Source organism: Aridibaculum aurantiacum (assembly GCF_017355875.1).
Taxonomy (GTDB): domain Bacteria; phylum Bacteroidota; class Bacteroidia; order Chitinophagales; family Chitinophagaceae; genus Segetibacter; species Segetibacter aurantiacus.
In genome coordinates, this window is record NZ_JAFEWC010000001.1 from 1090054 (window position 1) to 1110600 (window position 20547).

General features: G+C 41.8%; 12 protein-coding genes. 10 read left to right on the forward strand and 2 right to left on the reverse strand.

What is annotated here, in order from left to right; genetic code table 11:
- Positions 1 to 55: 55 nt before the first annotated feature.
- On the reverse strand, positions 56 to 616 hold the full coding sequence (locus tag J4N22_RS04475) for a helix-turn-helix domain-containing protein (protein ID WP_242692058.1): 561 nt from the start codon (positions 614 to 616) through the stop codon (positions 56 to 58).
- A gap of 369 nt (positions 617 to 985) precedes the next feature.
- Here J4N22_RS04475 and J4N22_RS04480 point away from each other — a divergent pair, with 369 nt between their 5' ends.
- A complete protein-coding gene (locus J4N22_RS04480; protein ID WP_207492499.1) occupies positions 986 to 1426 on the forward strand; it encodes a DUF1801 domain-containing protein in 441 nt (146 codons plus the stop codon).
- 376 nt (positions 1427 to 1802) lie between these two features.
- On the opposite strand, the gene J4N22_RS04485 is transcribed toward J4N22_RS04480, so the two are convergent.
- The gene (locus tag J4N22_RS04485; protein ID WP_207492500.1) at positions 1803 to 10523 is read right to left on the reverse strand and encodes a T9SS type B sorting domain-containing protein; all 8721 of its coding nucleotides are present in this window, start codon (positions 10521 to 10523) and stop codon (positions 1803 to 1805) included.
- Between the two features lie 1262 nt (positions 10524 to 11785).
- On the opposite strand from J4N22_RS04485, the gene J4N22_RS04490 reads away from it, so the two are divergent.
- The 9 genes from J4N22_RS04490 to J4N22_RS04530 all read left to right on the forward strand — a co-directional run bounded on the left by J4N22_RS04490 (position 11786) and on the right by J4N22_RS04530 (position 19875).
- Entirely contained in the window at positions 11786 to 12352 is a 567-nt protein-coding gene (locus J4N22_RS04490; protein WP_207492501.1) for a hypothetical protein, read from the forward strand.
- A 330-nt stretch (positions 12353 to 12682) separates the two neighbouring features.
- On the forward strand, positions 12683 to 13183 hold the full coding sequence (locus tag J4N22_RS04495) for a hypothetical protein (protein ID WP_207492502.1): 501 nt from the start codon (positions 12683 to 12685) through the stop codon (positions 13181 to 13183).
- Positions 13184 to 13307: 124 nt separating this feature from the next.
- A complete protein-coding gene (locus J4N22_RS04500; RefSeq protein WP_207492503.1) occupies positions 13308 to 14696 on the forward strand; it encodes an SNIPE associated domain-containing protein in 1389 nt (462 codons plus the stop codon).
- Positions 14697 to 14938: 242 nt separating this feature from the next.
- Positions 14939 to 15373 carry a hypothetical protein gene (locus tag J4N22_RS04505; protein WP_207492504.1) on the forward strand — a complete coding sequence of 145 codons (435 nt, stop codon included), beginning with the start codon at positions 14939 to 14941 and terminating at the stop codon, positions 15371 to 15373.
- A gap of 300 nt (positions 15374 to 15673) precedes the next feature.
- Positions 15674 to 16270, forward strand: a complete 597-nt coding sequence (locus tag J4N22_RS04510) for a hypothetical protein (protein ID WP_207492505.1) — start codon at positions 15674 to 15676, stop codon at positions 16268 to 16270.
- A gap of 264 nt (positions 16271 to 16534) precedes the next feature.
- Positions 16535 to 17011: a hypothetical protein gene (locus J4N22_RS04515; protein ID WP_207492506.1), complete on the forward strand. Its 477-nt coding sequence runs from the start codon at positions 16535 to 16537 to the stop codon at positions 17009 to 17011.
- A gap of 174 nt (positions 17012 to 17185) precedes the next feature.
- The gene (locus J4N22_RS04520; protein ID WP_207492507.1) at positions 17186 to 17872 is read left to right on the forward strand and encodes a hypothetical protein; all 687 of its coding nucleotides are present in this window, start codon (positions 17186 to 17188) and stop codon (positions 17870 to 17872) included.
- A 757-nt stretch (positions 17873 to 18629) separates the two neighbouring features.
- Complete coding sequence (locus tag J4N22_RS04525) at positions 18630 to 19148, forward strand: hypothetical protein (protein WP_207492508.1); 519 nt, start codon at positions 18630 to 18632, stop codon at positions 19146 to 19148.
- Positions 19149 to 19440: 292 nt separating this feature from the next.
- Positions 19441 to 19875 carry a 4-fold beta flower protein gene (locus tag J4N22_RS04530; protein ID WP_207492509.1) on the forward strand — a complete coding sequence of 145 codons (435 nt, stop codon included), beginning with the start codon at positions 19441 to 19443 and terminating at the stop codon, positions 19873 to 19875.
- The last annotated feature ends 672 nt before the right edge of the window (positions 19876 to 20547 follow it).

The window sequence follows — 20547 nt, forward strand, 5'->3', positions numbered from 1 at the left end:
ATCAAGTAGTTAACCTTGTCCATTGTTACATACTTACATCTATTTGTTACGGAAATCACACATTTTGCAACATGATCTCATGCTTTATCCCGCTCTTCTTGAATGCGGAAGGAGTAAGTCCTGTGGTCTTTTTAAACTGGTTGGAGAGGTGTGCAACACTGCTGTAGTGCAATTTATAAGCTATTTGTGTAAGATTATATTCATCTGCTATCAGCAGTTGTTTCACCTTCTGTATTTTCTGTTGAATAATAAATTGCTGGATATTTACACCTTCCACTTTTGAGAATGTATTTGCCAGGTAAGTATAATCATAACTAAGTTTATGGCTAATAAATTCAGAATAATTCAAAACAGGTAATGCTTCAGGATTATTTATTAATTCTGTTATTAGGTTTTTGATCTTTTCAACCAGGATCTGTTTTTTATCATCGAGCAATTCAAGACCTGACTTGATAAGGTTTGCTTTGAGTGTTTCTCTTTGATCGTGCGATGGCACATGAAGTAATGCTACGTTACCCATTTCAACCGAGGTAAATGAAATGCCTATTCTTAAAAGCTCTTCCTCAACCAGTAGTTTACAGCGCAGGCAAACCATGTTTTTAATATGCAAATTCATTAATTGTTGGAAAAGAACTTAGTTGTATCAACCTCACATGAAGGTGTTTGGTGAATATCGTCTTTTAATTACCAGGTACCATGTTTATTTTATTATCTACAAGCGAATGTTCTCTATGAACAAGCTTTGTGCTGTTTGTTACTTACATGCACATACAAAGCAGGTGTTATGTATGTAGAAGAACCAGCTCTTAACCTGCCAACCGGCAGGAACAGTGTATGTGGTGTAGCAAAAGGATAAAGGCTACATATCCATTACTTGATGGTACCTATAGAAGAAATTGAAAGTTTGTAGGAGAATGGATAATTTTCCACCTGCAAGCACAACTTGCAGTGCTATGCGTCTTTATCAAAATCAACCTTTTCTAATATGGCTACTAAAAACAAAACAAACGAAACTGAAGTAAGTGTAACTGATTTTATAGAATCCTACGTTGAAAATGAGCAAAAGAAAGCGGATACTTACCGGCTGGTGGAGTTAATGCAAGAATGGTCAGGCTTTGAGCCAAGGATGTGGGGGCCTACGATCATTGGGTTTGGCAGCTATCATTATAAGTATGCAAGCGGGCACGAAGGAGATGCACCTATACTAGGTTTTTCACCGCGCAAGCCCGAGTTCTCCCTGTATGTATATTCACCTACAGAAGAAAGCCAGGAATTAGTAAAAGACTTCGGCAAGTTCAAAATGGGTAAGGCCTGCATATATGTTAAGAAATTATCCGACATCAATATTGACATCTTAGAGAAACTTGCCAGGATCTCCATTGCCTATACAAATGAACACTATGAATGTGGCTGTAGGATTAAGTAAGGGAGGAAATGAAAAATGTAAAATGAAAACCGATAAGCTTTGTTGTGGATGAAAGAAATCAAAAGTTCAAAATTCAAAAGTCAAAAAAGAACCCACCGCCCGTCACCAAATCCGACATCTCAAAATTAGAAATCAACAATCTCTCTTCGTGCCTCTTCGTCTCGTCGTGTCTTTATGGTTCAAATAATTCAAATTCAAAAGTAAAAAAGAACCGTCGGTTGGCCCACAAATCCGATCCCAAAATCAGAAATCAGCAATCTCTCTTCGTGCCTCTTCGTGTCGTTGCGCCTTAGTGTCGGAAAAGTCAAAATTCAAATGTCAAAAAAAGAACCCACCGCACGGCGACAATCTGAAATTTAAAATCATCAATTGCACATCATCTTATCAATACAATCGTTCCTTTTCGTATCACTGGCCCGCATGTGGTAATGGCTTTGATGTAGTAGACATAGGTACCTGTACCAACCTGGTGGCCCTTGCTGGTTCCATCCCAGCACTTGGATGGATCCGAAGTGGCAAAGAGTACGCTGCCCCACCTGTCAAACACCTGCATCTCAAGGTCACTTACCCAACCCCATGATTTCACTCCAAAGCAGTCATTCTTTCCATCACCATTAGGCGTAAAGGCCGAAGGAAGCAGGTAGCCTCCATCTGCATCGCCTTTGTCTACAACTAAAGTAATACTATCACTTGCCGTACAACCCCTGTTGGTTGTAACGGTAACCTTGTAGTTAGTGGTAGCCGCAGGCGAGGCCACTGTGCTTGCTGTAACTGCATTTGATAAACTGGTTGATGGAGTCCACAGGTAAGTTCTTCCACCCGATGCGGTGAGTGTAGCTGAACCCACAATACAATTGATGTCGTTCGTCTTGCTGATGCTAATAATAGGATTTGGATTGATGCTGAGCCTGATGTTGGTAACAATGCTATCACAGCCGGTAACATCTTTCACCACATCAGTATAGGTGCCGGCAGTATTCACCACCATACCCGAAGGCAAGGTATATGTTTCACCAGTGCATATAGCTGGAGTGATAATATTTGTCACAGGTTGTTTTACAAGCAGGGTTAGTATAGTGATCAAGCTATCGCAGCCTGTATTGTACCGGATGGTATCGCTGTATAAGCCAGAAGCATTGACCATTGTACCGGATGGTAAAGTATACGTAGCGCCCGAACAAACAGCAGCACTTGTATTCAATCTTGTTACTGTTCTTACTACCAGGTTTAAGGTTGTGATGATACTATCGCAACCTGTGGTATACCGCAAAGTGTCGCTGTACACACCTGTAGCATTGACTGTGTTACCAGACGGTAAAGTGTATACCTGTCCCTGGCAAATAGTACCAGCCGCTGATACACGTTCTACGGTTCTCAAGGTGATGGTGATGGTGCTGATCAGGCTATCGCAGCCTGTACTGTATGCGGCTGTGTCGATGAAAGTACCCGTAGAATTGACAACCGTACCAGATGGCAGTGTATATCCTTGCCCGGCACAAACGGCAACGCTGAACGTCTGCCGTACTACCTGCTGCACAGTAAGGTGGATGGTATTGATAACGCTATCGCAGCCGGTGCTATAACGAAGCGTATCGTTATAGATGCCGGCTGTATTCACAACTGCACCTGATGGTAGTGTATACGCCTGTCCTGCGCACACCACAGCATTACTTCTTTGCCTGCTTACTGGCTTCACCAGCAAGTTTATGGTTGTTATCAAACTATCGCAGCCGGTAGTATAGCGAACGGTATCACTATAAGTACCTGTTGTATTTACCACCACGCCTGATGGTAGAGTGAAGGTTTGGCCTTCGCATATTGCGGCAGCATTGGTTTGTCGTAGCAATGGTTTTACAGTAAGTGATGTTGTAGTGATAACACTATCGCAACCGGAGGTATAGTACAAAGTGTCAACAAATGTTCCGCTTGTACTTACTACGGAACCTGATGGAAGTGTATACGCCTGCCCTTCGCAAACAGAGGCTGTTACTGCTGTTCGTGTAACGGCATTTACTGCCAGTGTAACAGAGCTGATAAGGCTGTCGCAGCCTGTTACATATCTTACCGTATCTGCATAAAATCCCGCTGCTGTTACTACCATACCTGATAGAAGTGTATACGATTGTCCTTCGCAAATAGAAGCATTCGTATTTCGTCGTATAACTGGTGTAACAGTAAGATTGGTTGTTGTTATCAAACTATCGCAGCCGCTGATATAACGAACTGTATCACTATAAGCACCTGTTGTATTAACCACTACGCCTGATGGTAAGGTATAGGTTTGTCCTTCGCATATTGCGGCAGCATTGATTTGCCGTAGTAATGGTTTTACTGTAAGTGATGTTGTAGTGATAACACTATCGCAACCGGAGGTATAGTGTAAGGTATCAACAAAAGTTCCACTTGTACTTACTACGGAACCAGATGGAAGAGTATACGACTGCCCTTCGCACACAGAGGCTGTTACTGTTGTTCGTGTAACCATATTTACCGCCAATGTAACAGAGCTAATGAGGCTGTCGCAACCTGCTATATATTTTACAGTATCTGCATAAAATCCCGCTGCTGTTACTACTGTTCCTGATGGAAGTGTATACGTTTGTCCTTCGCAAATAGAAGCATTCGTATTTCGTCGTATAATCGGTGTAACAGTAAGATTGGTTGTTGTGATCAAACTGTCGCAGCCGCTGATATAACGTACCGTATCGCTGTAAGCACCTGTTGTAGTTACCACTACGCCTGATGGTAGGGTGTACGTTTGTCCTTCGCATATTGCGGCAGCATTGGTTTGTCGCAGAAGTGGTTTTACAGTAAGTGAAGTAGTAGTGATCAAACTATCACAACCGGAGGTATAGTGTAAGGTATCAACAAAAGTTCCGCTTGTACTTACTACGGAACCAGATGGAAGTGTATACGACTGCCCTTCGCAAACAGAGGCTGATACTGCTGTTCGTGTAACCATATTTACCGCCAGTGTAACAGAGCTGATAAGGCTGTCGCAACCTGCTATATATTTTACAGTATCTGCATAAAATCCCGCTGCTGTTACTACCATACCTGAAGGAAGTGTATACGTTTGTCCTTCGCAAATAGAAGCATTCGTATTTCGTCGTATAACTGGTGTAACAGTAAGATTGGTTGTTGAGATCAAACTATCGCACCCCGTAATATAACGTACCGTATCACTGTATGCACCTGTTGTAGTTGCCACTACGCCTGATGGTAAGGTGTAGGTTTGTCCTTCGCATATAGCGGCAGCATTAGTAAGTCTGAACAAAGGTTTTACCGTAAGGTTAATGGTAGTAATAAGGCTGTCGCAGCCAGAAGCATAGCGAACGGTATCTGCATACGTACCAGTCATATTCACAACTACGCCCGACGGTAATGTATAAGTTTGTCCTGCACAAATATTTGCTCCTGTATTAATGCGCACTACATCGTCTACCTGCAGGGTGATATTGCTGATCAATGTATCGCAGCCATTACCGTTGCGCAGCGTGTCCCTGTACAAGCCTGCTGTACTTACCTGCACACCCGAAGGCAGGGTATAGGTTTGCCCCTCGCATATTTTTTCCGTTCTGCTAACTGTTCTGAATGAATCTACACTCACTTCTATTGTATCGCGGAATGTACAGCCGCCCAGGAGTATTTCTACCCAGTACTGCCCCGGCTGTGTAACAGTGAATGTAGGCGATGTTGAATTGTCTTGCCACTTGTAAGAACTGGCTCCATTCACTGTAGCATTGGCTGTATAAGGCATGTTGCGTTGGCAGATGGTGGTATCATTTCCCAGTAGCTTAAGATTGGCACTTACCACCATGAATGAATCTCGTATCGTACAACCATTCAGGTACAGGTCAACCCAGTAATAGCCTGGCTGTGCAACTGTAATGCTACTGGTACTTGCACCTGTACTCCATGCATATTGTTCGCCCTGTCCCCTGTAAGCATCCAATGCTACCGTGGTCACATTGCACAGAGCTCTTGTTTGCAATGGCCGCTTGCTGATCGGATTGATCCAGATATTGATCGTATCTCTTGCCTTACATCCGTTATAGGTTACTTCTACCCATGGGCTGGCTGTACCATTAAATGTGGCCGTGGGTTGTACGCTACCATGGTACCAATAGTAAGTAGATCCAGGATGCGATGTAGCATCTAAAGCAACCGCACTGCCGCTGGTGCAAATGATGGTGTCATTGCCAAGATTGACAGATGGCCGTGCAGGTATGGTGATGGTCTGTATAGATGAATCCTTCTTGTTACAACCCGCAGTAGTATTTGTTATTACCAGCTTTACCGTATAGGTAGCATCGGTAGTAAGTGCAGGATAAAAGTAACTTGGGGAAACTGCATTGCTTGTTTGGTTGTTGTGTCCAAAATTCCATTCGTAAGTGATGGCCGATCCATAAGTAGAAAAGTTGGTGAACTGGACGTTCTTGTCTTTGGTACAGTCAAACTTAGGAGTGAAGTTGGCAACGCCTATACAATTGTTGGCGGGCAAACAACTATCGGCATGTATCACTGCAGAAATATTCAGATCAATAGTACCAGTGACCTGCGCAGTATTAGGAAGCATAATGGGCGTGAAGACCTGTATATAATAGCTGTTGCCAGGAGCAAGGCATTTGTAGGTATTGCGGGTAAGCGCGTCCTGCACGCAGCTTTGTTCCTGCATAGCACCACAACTGCCCGTCATCATCCTGTACTTTATATCGGTGCTGGAGGCATTGGTATTTTCATTGATGAAAACAGTGACATCCAATGTATCGGTGCCGGTAATATCCAGTCGGTACCAGCTGGTTTTATAACTGCTGGTGGTGGCATTGGCAGGACAAGTAAGTGTAGGATTGAATTCTCCATAATCTGTACCAATGGTATGACAATCTACCAGTACAGGTACTACTCTTGTGCCGGGGCCATTCAGATTTGTTATCATTGGTGCGCTGCAAAAATCACCGGCTTGTGGTATGATCTCTACCTGCGGGTATACATCTTCATCCAGGGCATTGCAGCCAGGTAATAAAAGATAGTAAGTACCGGGTTCGATACACCGCTGCGCCCAGTTGCCATTGTTGCTATGCGTAGAAGTGTACAGCAGGTGTTTTAAACCTCTTGAAGTAGAATCACCAGGCAGTACCTGCTTGAACAGTTGCACATGATCGTAGTAGCTTTCATTCCTGTTCTTAAAAAATGCAGCGTAGCGAATTTGTCCCGTGGTAGCGGTAGTAAACTTGTACCAAAGCGTCTTGTTGCAATTGGTAACATAAGTATAGTTGATCGGGTCAGATAAAGCCCTTGTGGCACAAGTGAAATTATCTGTTTCACCTCTTACGATACCGGTATTGATCGTACCCATATCGTAAGCATTGGCATAATGATCAAACTTCGCCGGCTTGGCGCCTACCGAATCAAACAGCACCGATACTTCTACCTGGCTGTTGGGGTTCATTACATCATTGGAAGCAAAGCCAGTTGTATTCCTGTTTTCTACAACAATATAAAAACGTGACGCTTTAAAAGTGCAAGGCGGAACAAGAAACTCTATCTCATCCGGTCCGCTGCAATATGCATATGGTTGGCCGCCATTGTGATTGCGCGCTATAAACGTAAGTCCTTGTGCAAATGTCGAATCTACCTGGCCGCTATTTACTACCTGCGTAAAAGGCAGTGCGCCATCTACATCACTTTTATAAATAGCAAAAGGATACTGGTGCATTTTGCCAGTGGTTTTATTGCTTACCCGTATCCGCACTTTTCCCGGGTGCTCAATATTGAAGGTGTACCAAAGGTTTCTCCTGTCAATAAGGGATGGATGTGGTGCGGTAGTATTATCAGGGTGTAGAACCACATTGGTGCCTGCATTGTAGATGTTAGGATTGTATTGAGACATGCAAGCTGCCTCAGCAGGATCGGTGTTTTGCGCACCTGTGGTACAATAAAAGAAATCATTGCTTGGTGCACGGCTCGCTTCTAAAGGGTTCACATCTCCGGGCTTACCATTGCGCCATGTGCTGTCAGGAAGTACTACGCCAAAATCGTATGCTTTAGCTGCATGGTCGAAACGGCTGGTTCCTACCTGGTCTACATAGATGGTAGGAGTAACCGCGATGCAGGATGTGGAGTAAGCAGACGAGCCATAGATGACAAGGGTATAGATGCCTGGCTGGAGCTTACAAAACTCGCTGTACTTACCGTTGGTAAGGCAGGATTGAAGCGGCGCATCTGTTCTCAACCGTATGCTGTCATTTCCTCTTACATCAAAGTTGTACATCGACACTACAAAATCGTAAGGCATTTGCCCTACCTGCACATACGATTCTTGTGTAAGCTGGAAAACATAAAAGGAAACTTTTACATTGTCAGCAGAGCAGGCCTGCATGTGATGGTTGATAAAACTGGTATCCTGGCTGCAATCAAAATTCTCCGCATTTAGCGTGTACTTTTTTGCAGTGATCGGGTAGGCTGCAGTATGCCCCGGTTGCGGCCCCCATTCTATCTTGTAAGGCTGGCCTGTCAATGTATCAACAGATGCCTTGTGCGGCCGGTTGAACTTAGGCTTTGGACAACCAACAGTAAGCTGGATAAAGATGGCATTTGCACGTCCAACATCTGAAGATTGTATGTTGTACGGGTTGTTAGGTATGGGATTACTATAACTGGGTCCGGTACCATATGAAACCACTGTATACCATCCCGCAGGCAGCGCATCACACTGGCTGCCGCTAACACTAGTGAAGCAGGTATATCTTGCTCCTACCTTTCTCAATTGAGCTACACCGTCGGTTGCTTTGCCTGAGAACAAAGTATGTAGACCAGCAAAATGCGTATAGGAGTAACTGCTGTAAATGGAAACAATGGTAGGCTTATCGAGGTAGAACTGGCGGTAGATCTGTTTGGTAGTTGGAACCGACCATGGACCCAAACAAGGATTAACACCATCGATCACCAGCGGGTTGTCGTAACACGAAAAAGTATCTATGGCACTTCTAACCAGGTTATAGATCGGGTCAATGTTTTGCCACACGTTGCCCATATCTTCTGCTTTGGCAGGAGCATTAAATTTAGGAACAGGCTTGGCTATGGTAAATTTAGAAGTGACCTCGTAACCCAGCCTGTTGTCAAAGTTGGCTATGGTATATGTTCCGGGCGTCAAGCAAGCATTTTGCGCATTACTGGAATAGCCGGAGAAACAACCAGAGTATGGCTGCAGCCCTGTTATCTTTTGTGGATGATTATAGGCTGATTGTGCAGTAGCCAATGCATTGGCATCTCCTTTGAAAATTTTAGTGGCCTTTGCTGAACTTAAATAATCCGGCACGTACAGCATTACGCTATCCACTACCACGAACTGCCTGTAAACAGCCTTGGTATAGATCTCGTTGCTCCCTGTTTGGCAGATCTCATCATCAGGCAATACTGTATTGGCGCAACCCAGCGTATCCGGCTGCCCAACATAGGTTGTACCTGGCACAAGTGGCTGCATAACACCTGCGGCATTGGCATTTATCTTTTCAAATTTCCCCGGCGCATTTAGTGCAAAATGGTTGATAGCTACTTCAGATTTTGAATAGATTGATACATCCATTTTACTACCCAGGCTCATCTGCAGGCAAGGCGTTGTTGTGCTGTTATGAAGCGAGCTCCAGTGGAGGGAATTCATACCCATGGAAGAGTCTACCCCCATCACCTGCAACACATAATTGCCGGGCTCCAAACAGCTTAATGACCCACTGTTGTAACCAAAAACAGAAATGATATTACTGGTATCCAGGTCGGCACAATTGGCTGTTAGCGTTTGTTTGTATAGCCGCACCATTGGCTCCGGCCCGCAATGTGGGTTTACGGTAAACCTGAGCGTACTGGTACCGGCAAGTGTAAAAGAAAAGAAAGTACTCAAGGTGTAGCGCAATCCATTTCTCACCACGCCGCCAACCGGCATCGACTTAGGGCAATTGTGCACACTGTGCCGGCTGTTGCAGCCTACATGATCGGATACCATCGTAAGCTGGCCGCCCTGGGTGCTATTGGTGGGAAGTATCCCGATATTGTTAGGCGCGGGTAAACTGGTTGTAGGGTTCGATCCGGTTGTAGCGGCTGATCCATTCCATGCTACGGCCAATCGCAACGTCTTCACAAAGTCGGTATGGTACAGCAGCTGAACCGTATAAGTAGTATTAGGTTGCAGCTCACCACATCGATAGATCTTCCTGTCGGGGTAGTAGCCATTTGTTTTCAAGCTGTCGCATCCGCCCATAAGTACCAATGATGATAAAGGCGTAGTACGTGAATCGCCCTGGTAAATGCGGTAGCCTATCACGTAGTCAGGGCTATAGGGTTGTCCATCCAAACCTGAAAGCAAAACGCTGAACCAATCAAAATAGGCAGGTGTGGTGAAGGTGTGCCAGGTACTTTTTGTAAAGTCTTTGAAGGAGCCATTGGGCAGGCAGTTCTCTGCTGCATTGTCTATCGTTTGGCACTGCACCAGGAAATCATGCACATTCATCTTGTTGGTGGCAAACGAGGGAAAAGGAAAAGCATCTACAGGCTTATCGTATGCTCCGCCAGTTGTATCGCTCAGGTCGAGCGTGATGAATATGGGCCCGTTCGCATTGCTGTTGCCAGAAACCTGCACCAGGTATTCTCCCGCTTCTACGCAGGGGTGATAGCTACTGCCAAAGATCTCTATGGGTGTAAACTTTGTGCTAAGCTGTGTTTGGTTGGGAAGGCAGCTATTGGTTTTATATACGGCAAAACCCACATTGCCTGCCTGTATACCGCCACCGGGTTGCGCCAGGCTAATACGTGCAGCACGGGTAGTAGGTAGTGTGAATTTATACCACGCACTTTTTTTATCAAGACCTGCGGAAGTGATAGAAGATGCGAAAGTTTCACCTGGTTGCAGGCTCACCTGAGTAAGATCCGTCTGTGCACTGGTAACAGTACCTAAGCTATATCCACCATTACCAATCACCAGTGGCGAAGCACCAGCGCAATGATCATTGGTGGGTTGTGCCAGGGCTGACAAACTGCAGGAAATAAAGAACAGGAAAAGGCATAGGTTGATCCTCAGCGATTGGGTAAATGGCTTTCTCATGTGTTAGTCCTGGTTTTGGTGCAGTTGCAGCTTACGAATATAGATGGTAAAAACGCATGTGAGGTGGCGGCAAGTACATTTTGTTCTAAATACCGCTTAGGGGGTAGAGGGGAGGAAATGAAAAATGAAAAATGAAAAATGTAAAATGAAAAATGAAAACCGTTGTGCATCGTTGTGTCGTCGTGTCGTTGTGGTTCAAAAAGTCAAAATTCAAAAGTAAAAAAGAACCCACCGCCCGTCACCAAATCCGACATCTCAAAATCAGAAATCAGCACTCTTTCTTCGCGCCTCTTCGTGTCGTTGCGCCTTAGTGGCTAAGAAATTATAATTCAAAAGTCAAAATTCAAAAGTCAAAAGAAGAACCATCCGCCCGTCAACAAATCCGAAATCTCAAAATCCCAAATTAGCAATCTTCCTTCGTGCCTCTTCGTGCCGTTGCGCCTCAGTGGCTGATAAGTCAATTCAAAAAGGGGAGGAAATGAAAATGTAAAATGGAAACCGTTGTGCATCGTTGTGTCGTCGTTTCGTTGTGGTTCAAAAAGTTCAAAATTCACAGTCAAAAAAGAACCCACCGCCCGTCAACAAATCCGACATCCCAAAATCCGAAATCAGCAATCTCCCTTCGTGCCTCTTGGTGCCGTTGCGCCTTAGTGGCTAATAAATCAAAAGGTCAAAATTCAAAAGTCAAAAGGGGAGGTAATGAAAAATGTAAAAGGCAAAATGGAAACCGTTGTGCATCGTTGTGTCGTCGTGTCGTTGTGGTTCAAATAATTCAAATTCAAAAGTAAAAAAGAACCCACCGCCCGTCACCAAATCCGACATCTCAAAATCAGAAATCAGCACTCTTTCTTCGCGCCTCTTCGTGTCGTTGCGCCTTAGTGGCTGAAAAGTCAAAAGTCAAAAGGAGAGGAAATGAAAAATGTAAAATCGAAACCGTTGTGCATCGTTGTGTCGTCGTGTCGTTGTGGTTCAAAAAACTCAAAAATCAAAAGTCAAAAAAGAACCCACCGCCCGTCAACAAATCCGAAATCCCAAAATCAGAAATCAGAAATTGTATCTCGTCGCTCTTCTAGTCTTGACTTCTCCACTCTTTCTTCGTATTTAGTGCGGTAATTACCGGACCAAACCAAACCAAAACCAAAACAAGAGACGAAGAAAAGCTGCATAGGATGATAGCTGCCAGGCAGGGATAGATCATGAACCGCATACGGTAAAACCAACCATATCATTTGCTTTTTTATTCATCATAAAAACCAATTACTATGGCACGTCAAAAAAGAATGCGCTTCAAAGGGCGCAGGGGAAATATCTCTTTTTACTCATGGAAGGAGATTGATTGTGCAAGGGAGAACAGGAAAAACACCCGGCAAACCAAAGCAACAAAAGAGTGTTCCGCCTCATTCAGTGTGACAGCGCGGATGGCTAAGAGTTTCCGCGAGTTGTTTGCTCCGCTGATCTTGTTTGGTAAAGACAGGCAGATGCAGCTTGCCTGGACAGGTGCTCTTCAACGATGGATGCACTCCAGGGCTAATGCACAACTGGCTGATAATAGTGATACCCGATATATCACCTCCTTCCAGTTTCACATTGATAGCAACCTGCACGACCGGTTGCACGTTCCTGTTTCACTTGCTCTAAAGCCTGGAGAATTGATCACGGTTAACCTGCCGGCATTTGTTCCCAAAGAAAGTATTGGCGCTCCTGCTTATACCAGGGAAGTGACTATGAAGATTGCAGTGGCCTCAGCCAGCCTGATGGATGGATCAGCTATTGGCAGTTCTGCTACAGAGATCAATATCCCCTACAACAGCCACTTGTATCCATCGTAAGGCATAAGCTTACCCGTGCAGGCTTCTTCACCGTGTCTGGTGTTAGTGGCAGTTGCATTAACGTATACTACGGTGAAGAAAGGCGAGGCACAGGTGGCAACAAACAAACATTTTATTCCTTGCGGAATAGTGGGAGGGGAGCGATTGGAGGGAGAGTAAGCGCATCTTTAAACAAGTATAGCCGAAACCTAAAGATGTATTGTCGCAATAAGAAAAGTCTTACCTAAATGGGCATAACGCTTTGATACTTAAGTTGTCAATATATTTTTCATACATTGCGGATAATCGACAATACACACGTTGTGCGTCATTAACACAAGCTTCCTTCATGTGAAACAGCGAGAAGATACACCCAAAATCATGACACGACTAAAGGCATCTATTTTTTTTTGGGTTATGATATTTATGAGTTGCGGTTCTGACCGAAGCAAAGACTTTTCCCTGATTGTTAAGCATTACGGTGGTGGAGCAGGAATAACAATAATCTACTCTATTGACGTCAACGGTTTGCAGGTTGACACCAATTGTGACTTGGCTGACTGTAAAGAAGCAACGGTTTACAAGCGTAGTTTCTCAAAACTCGAAAGTGAGAAAATATACAATGTTCTAAACTCTTTGCGACTTGACACACTCAAAAGAAAATATGAACCTGAAGGATTGATTTTTGACGGACTGTACACCGAAATTAAATTCGCCAAAGGATTCTTCTCAACTCATAAGAGTTCATTTGATAATGTCTCAACACCGACTACGGAAAAGCTTTTTACTTACATTGACGAACTCATACCCGATAAGAAATATCAATTTGAGAATTGGGGAAAGAGCGAATAACGAACGCACAACATGCATGTTTATGTAATACTGGCGGAAGAACATAAACCAATCTTTTTTATCTTTAATCATCATCAACAAGTTTATGAAGCATTAGTATTTCAAATACCAGTACTACATAAACATGTTAAACGTTGGCGGTCATGCTGGGCTGACACTCTCTAAACCAAAACTTATGTTCTTCAACAAATCCAAAAAGCTTTTAAAAGAAAAAGAACAAGAGCTTGAACAAGCCTTGACTAAACTTGCCGCTTATGAGCAAGAGTTTAAAGATGTAATTGACAAAAATGCTTTGCTTGCTCAAAAATCTTTATTAATTCACAAGACGGAAAAGAAACTTGAAGAGCTTAACGAAACTTACCAAAAGGGTTTGGCTCTGCATCAAACACTTGAACAGGAAATTTCACTATATCAGGATGGTTTGGAAATTAGCTCCTATGGTTTGCATAAACCTCAATTCTCATTTGACACTTCTGAAAAGCTTAAACATCAACTTGAATTCACCTATGAGAAGCAGAAACGTTTAATAAAGGATGATAAAGCAGTTGTTTGTAACACAGAATGGACTGTAGGAGGCAGTAAAGTTGAAGGTCGTAGAATGACAAATCAGTATAAGAAATTAATGCTGTTTGCCTTCAATGGCGAGTGTGATGGATTGATAGCAAAAGTGAGATGGAATAATGCTTCAAAGACAAGGGAAAGAATTATAAAAGCTTTTGACGCAATAAACAAACTGGGTGTTACACAGAACGTATTTATCACCCAAGATTTCCTACAGCTGAAATTGGATGAACTTGCTTTGACTTATGAATACGAGCAAAAGAAATATGAAGAAAAGGAAGAGCAACGTCTAATCCGAGAGCAAATGCGAGAAGAAGAAAAAGCACAAAGAGAATTAGAGAAAGCTCAAAAGGAAGCGGAAGACGAAGAACGACGTTTTCAAAAGGCATTAGAAAAAGCAAAGCAAGAGTTGCAAGGTGCAAACACGGTAAACGCTTCTGTTTTGCAAGAGCAAATTAAGGAGTTGGAGCATAAATTACAGGCAGCCCATGAAAGAAAAGAAAGAGCTATTGCTCAAGCACAATTAACTAAAGTTGGACACATTTATGTTATTTCAAATGTTGGCTCCTTTGGAGAAGACGTCTATAAAATAGGCATGACACGGCGCCTTGACCCATTGGACAGGGTTCGGGAGTTAGGAGACGCCTCTGTTCCATTTCAATTTGACATTCATGCAATCATCTACTCAGAAAATGCGCCTCAGCTTGAGTATGAACTTCATAAGAAGTTTGCTGACAGGCGACTAAACCGGGTAAATCTTAAGAAAGAGTTTTTCAAGGTTTCATTGGAAGAAATAGAAGCTTTTGTAAAGCAACATGCCAACGCAGAAATTGAGTTTACAAAGCTTGCTGAAGCACGGGAATATAGAGAGACTTTATCAATGTTAGAGCAGGTAAACAAAATAATAAACGAGGTTGAAGAAGTATCGCATTTTCCTAAAAGCTTGATATAGCACGAACCGCCAACATCGGCTTGCTGCTATGCCGGCTGACGAAACGCACTCTGAACTCTTTGTTCGCTTATCAGCACCAGTTTCGGCAGACGGAACGCAGATGAACAGAAGAATTTATTTTTTACTTTAGTTTTTCAATCGGCTTCAGTTGCCAGGCTGACGAACCACAGAATATCGGCACTGCAGCAAGCCCTAAAACGTTGTGCGGCATGCGGTGACACAGCTCTCAATTCAATCGTATTATGACCAAAACTATTTACGCCTTCCTTCTTTCGCTGACAATTATTGCCTGTGGAGAAAATAAACAGCAAGCTGACAAAGGCAAAGAACGGATTGACAATGTCTGTGACAGTGTAATGCAGACGTTTACCAACGGTGGCTATTCAGAAGCATTCGACATTTTGAAACAAAATACAGTCATGTCACTTTCAGCAATTGACACATTAAAGGTGACAACTGCTAATTATGCCGCAAATGCGTTTCCTGCGTATGGTAAAATCCGCGGTTATGAGTTTGTATTAGAACGCAAAGTAAAGAACACAGTTGCCAAACGTTTTTATCTTCTCAAGTTTGACAACTACTATCTGAAGTTTGAATTCACTCTTTACAACAATGGCGACAGGTGGACAGTTACTACTTTCGCCTATGACGAGAACCTGATTGAGCTACTTTATTAACGAATAGTATTTCGTGAAACACAATCTAATGCTTGTAGACAAAGTTTAAAAATCAAAGCACGACCGCACAACAAGCGGTTTGGCGTTATGGCGGCTTGAAGAAGTAAACATCAACTTTCGGTTCGCTGTTGTGCTGCATATCCAGCTTGACGGAACGCTATTTTGCAGTAGAAAAAAACTTGTACATTAGTTCATTATTCGGCTTAAGTTGTCGTCAGACGGAACACAGAATACCGCCACAACGCCAAGCCGTTTAACGTTGTGTGCCATTGGAAGACACCAAAAATACTAATTGCTAATATGCCAGAATATTTCAATAAGGTCACCAATGTAAACTTAATTGTTCTATTACATGCCATTGTGTCCTTGATTGGGTTTTTATTCGTTTTACTTTATCGAACAGAGGAAACCAAAATTAAGACAGCCCTTTTATTGTCATGGGGACCAGGGGCTCTGAATTATTTATTTATTCTAACGACAAATTTATTTAATCTTCCCTTCTACTATGTAATTGATTTGCTAAATGAACTGCCGACAGGTGCAACTCTATATATTGCTCTTAGTAAAAGCGGCATAAAACATAGGCAGAGCCTAATTTGTTCTATTATAGTAGGTTTTTCTTTGTGGTTGTTATATTGTTTCATGGGAGGGACAGTATTAGTTTCACAGGTAGTAGCATTAGTTTGCCTTGTTTTCTTGGGAATAAGTCATAGAGAGGTTAACATAAATTATGCATTGGTTTTTGTTGGATTTGGTTTGGCACAATTTCCAGTTCATATTCTTTTTACTGAACAACATTTAGAAGGAGACTTGGTTAATATTTTTTTTAACTCTATGCTATTATTGAAATTGCCCCTTATATCTGCTTGCTATTCCCTAATGGGACATAAAAATTAAATACTTCATGTATTCACAACGGCACACAACATGCGTATTTGTGCAAGTGCGGCTGAATGCTGACAGCTTCGGCTGTAGTTCGTCATTCGGCTTCTGTTCCAGCAGAAGAATATTTATGAAGCTGTAGTAAGTAACCATCAACAGCAGTTTCTTTAGCCAGGTTTGTTAGGGCTGATGTTCCTTGAATATCACACCTGCACAAAGCCGTCAGCGTTGTATGCAATGCGCCACCTAGACTTTACATACAAGTTGAATTTTAATGATTTGACAAGAGGAACTGACAGTTTTGAACTTAGGATTTTAGTACCATCTGGTATAGCAAATATTATTTCTATCAGAAGTGCACGTTCTCAATGGTACTTTACAAAGACTTCTGTTTGGGAAACATTCCCAGAATATGAATACCAAAGGCGTGACACAACAAATTATTTATTACAATCTGTGGTTGACAGTGCAAAGACTTATAGTTTAAAGCCAAAATTGCCTTTACCTGAATTCATCGATACCTTAAATCGTTATCTGGACCGTTTGCCTTATGACTTGAACTTAAGTGAAACCTATGCCCCAAGTACAGGTACTTCTAATCTGGTTTTTGAAGTCGCTACTAAGGACAAATACAAGTTTTTGAAATGTTATTGTAGAGGTAGTATTTTGACTGACAAAGCGCAATATGATCATGTCGAGAACCTACTGAATTACCTAAGGAAGTATTTGGACGCTTATATCCCCAATTGCAATTAGCACTGCATACAACATGCATGTTTATGTAATACTGGCGGAAGAACATAAATCATTCTTTTCTATCTTTAATCATCATCAACAAGTTAATGAAGCATCGGTATTTCAAATACCAGTACTACATAAACATGAGTAACGTTGGCTGCATCCTTTTCAAAAAATTCGTAACTGCTGATAATGACAATCAATCAACAACTTGAAACGCTTTATCGTGATAAATTGCATAACATTGAGCCCCTCTTTGAATTTGACCATGAGATTGACGGACCTCTTATCATGAATGCTTGGGAAGATGAATATATAAATTCACAAGTAAGAATTTTATTTATTGGACAAGAGTGTGACGGATGGATTGGATGGACTGTAGACAAATTTGAAGAGCTAAACAATAAATATATTGACTTTGGACTATCCAAAAAGGGAGACCGAACTGTCTTTTGGCAATATGTTTATTATGTAAATTCAATATTAAATCCCAACAATGCCGAGGGCAATAACTTTCTTTGGACTAACGTTTCAAAATTTTGCATGTGGGACGGCAAGCCTCTTGATTGGACAACGCATCAAACTACAGTTAAACACTTTGACTGTTTGAAAGAAGAGATTAGGATTTTGAAGCCAGACGTGGTTTTATTTTTTTCGGGACCGTTTTACGACGATAAAATAAAGTTACAGTTTGACACAGACATTTCATTTGAACAAGTTGACAACGAAATTCCACTTCGCGAATTAGCAATTCTAAAAAACGAGAACCTGCCGAAACATACCTATCGCACCTATCACCCAAAGCCAATGCAAATGCTTTACAAGACAGGACATCTTGAAATTATCTTGAACAAAATAAAAAGTGAAATCGGAAGATAAAGCTGCAGCCAACAATCGTATTTGTGCAAGTGTGGCTGAAAGTTGACAGCTTCGGCTGTAGCTCATTATTCTGCTGCTGTTTCGGCTGAAGAAATTCAATTAACCTGTAGCAGGTAATCATTAACAGCAGTATCTTTAGCCAGGCATTTGTTCGGGCTGAAGTTCCCTGAATACAACACCTGCACAAATACGTCCAACGTTATGCGCAACAGCAGCCATTCACTTTTCACAATGGCTTAGAAGAAGGTTTAAGTTGAAAAGCCTATGACTTATAAAGATACATATTCAGGCATGGCATTTAGGTTCGCTGTAGTTGTTATTGTTTTAGTCTGGATATCAATGTCAATATTTTTTTTAAATCCGGCAAACATTTTAGGTGTAGTTATTTGTATAATACTATTGATTATGTCGAGCATCTTGTCCTTGATTGGTTTTGCCTTCAATATTAAAGGAATTAGAGAGCCTAACAACATAAAGAAAATATGTAGTCTTATAGTCAACTCATTAATAGGTGGAAGCTCTATTGCAATAACTATGTTACTCTATTTGCAGGAAATAACATCATAGGCTGCGCATAACATTCATGTTTATGTAATACTGGCGGAAGAACATAAACCAATCTTTCTATCTTTAATCATCATCAACAAGTTTATTAGGCTGTGGAGCTTTGAATACCAGTACTACATAAACATGTTCAACGTTATGTGCCATTAAAACCAACTTTCATAGATACCTTATGGGGCAGCTAAACTTCTTCATGACAGAAAATGAAATATTGAATGAAGTGAACGAATTACTTGCTTCTCACGATTTCATCATATTTGACAGAGCTTTTTTTGATGACGAAGTTCCTAAAGCCGTCAGTGACTTTAGGAGCATTGAACAAGTAGATAAGCTCATAATTTGGTTAAGGAATAGGCAATCTGAACCGAGATGTTTGTCGAAGACCACAGGTGAAATGACAGGTAAGTATTTATTCAATACCTCCAAAGACCCAATAATTCAATTTGACATAGGACGTACAATTGATAAATTAGTATCGCCCAGTAGACTGTACTATAAAATTGGATGGATAGCAGATGACGAACTACGTGAGCTGCATGGAAAGTTGACAACTAAGATTGTAAGAAGTTTTAAGAAGAAGCTTATCACAAGTAAGCGACTTAAGCCCTTCTATATTTCAGAGGGCATAAATAAGCGTTTAAACGAGGGATATGAAGTGGAACTTGGAAAGGGAGGAATGAGAGTGTCTAAACTCGAACCTAACGGCACATAACATGCGTATTTGTGCAAGTGTGGCAGAATGTTGACAGCTTAGGCTGTAGTTCATTATTCTGCTGCTGTTTCGGCTGAATGTTTACTATTAAGCTTTTTTAGTTTATCATCAACAGCAGTATCTTTAGCCAGGCATTTGTTCGGGCTTGCTGTTCCCTGAATACCACCCCTGCACAATACGTCCAACGTTGTAAGCCATTTTTTGACGCTACTCTCAATTTCAAATCAGGAGCGCAGAAGTCCATACAAAAAAAATAAATCATTAATTTTCCCAATTAAACCAATCCTAACAAATGAAGCAGTTAATCATTCTCTGTGTTGCCTTTTTTACAACGGCAGTAAGTCTTAATGCACAACAAATTTCACTTTTTGACAGTGACGGAGAAGCAAGGGCTTATATAGACTATGATGAAGAAGCAACGATTTTTATGTGGGACGGAACGCCTGTCGCTTTTTTAGAAAAAGATGGAAGCGATGTTTGCGTTTTCGGTTATAATGGTAAATTTTTAGGTTGGTATGAAGATGGAATTATTTATGATAAGAAAGGTTACGCTGTCGGTGCAAGAAAGGGCGCAACAAGCATGATCACTAAAATTGAACGAATTAAAGGGATACAGAGGATAACACCAATCAAACCAATAACTCCTATCACTCCAATTCAATCAATTTTTAAAAGTAGTTGGAGTTCAACTTCATTAACCGAATTTCTATACATCGGTAAAAAGTAAAACGGCTTACAACGATCAATTTGCTGCTATGCTGGCTGACGTAACGCAGCATCAACTTTTGGTTCGCTTATCAGCAGTAGTTCCAGCCGACATTACGCTATTGAGGAGCAGCATATATTTTGTACTTTGCTTTTTCAATCGGCTACAGTTGCCAGGCTGACAATTATAAAATGCCAGCACAGCAGCAAGCCGTTCAACGTTGTAAGCAATATGGAATACACGAGATGTTTTAAGAACAGATTGTTGTTGTATCAAGCGTCTATTATTACTTTAGTCATTATTCTGGTTTGGATAATTCTAAAATCTTCCTTTGAATATCTGCCATTTTTAATTATTCTATACTTGCTAAGAGACTGGGTGTTTAGATGCGACACAGTATCGGTTAAACTAAACTTGTTGAAGGTGGAACATCTTCTACTTGGTGGAATACTTAAACGGCGACAAATAATTCAACTAAACAGCATCATTGATATCTATTCAATCGGTACAAATGCTGGCGATAGTGATACAGGCTGGGAAACTGAAGATTTTACGTCCTTGCTTTCATCGCCCTCTTCAATTAAAGGCGGAAAGTTTGATGTGTATCAGATAAATTACTTGGACAACAACCAACAAAGACGTTATCTCAAAGTTCGTCTCTACTTGCATGAATATAGACTGTTGCTAAGAAAG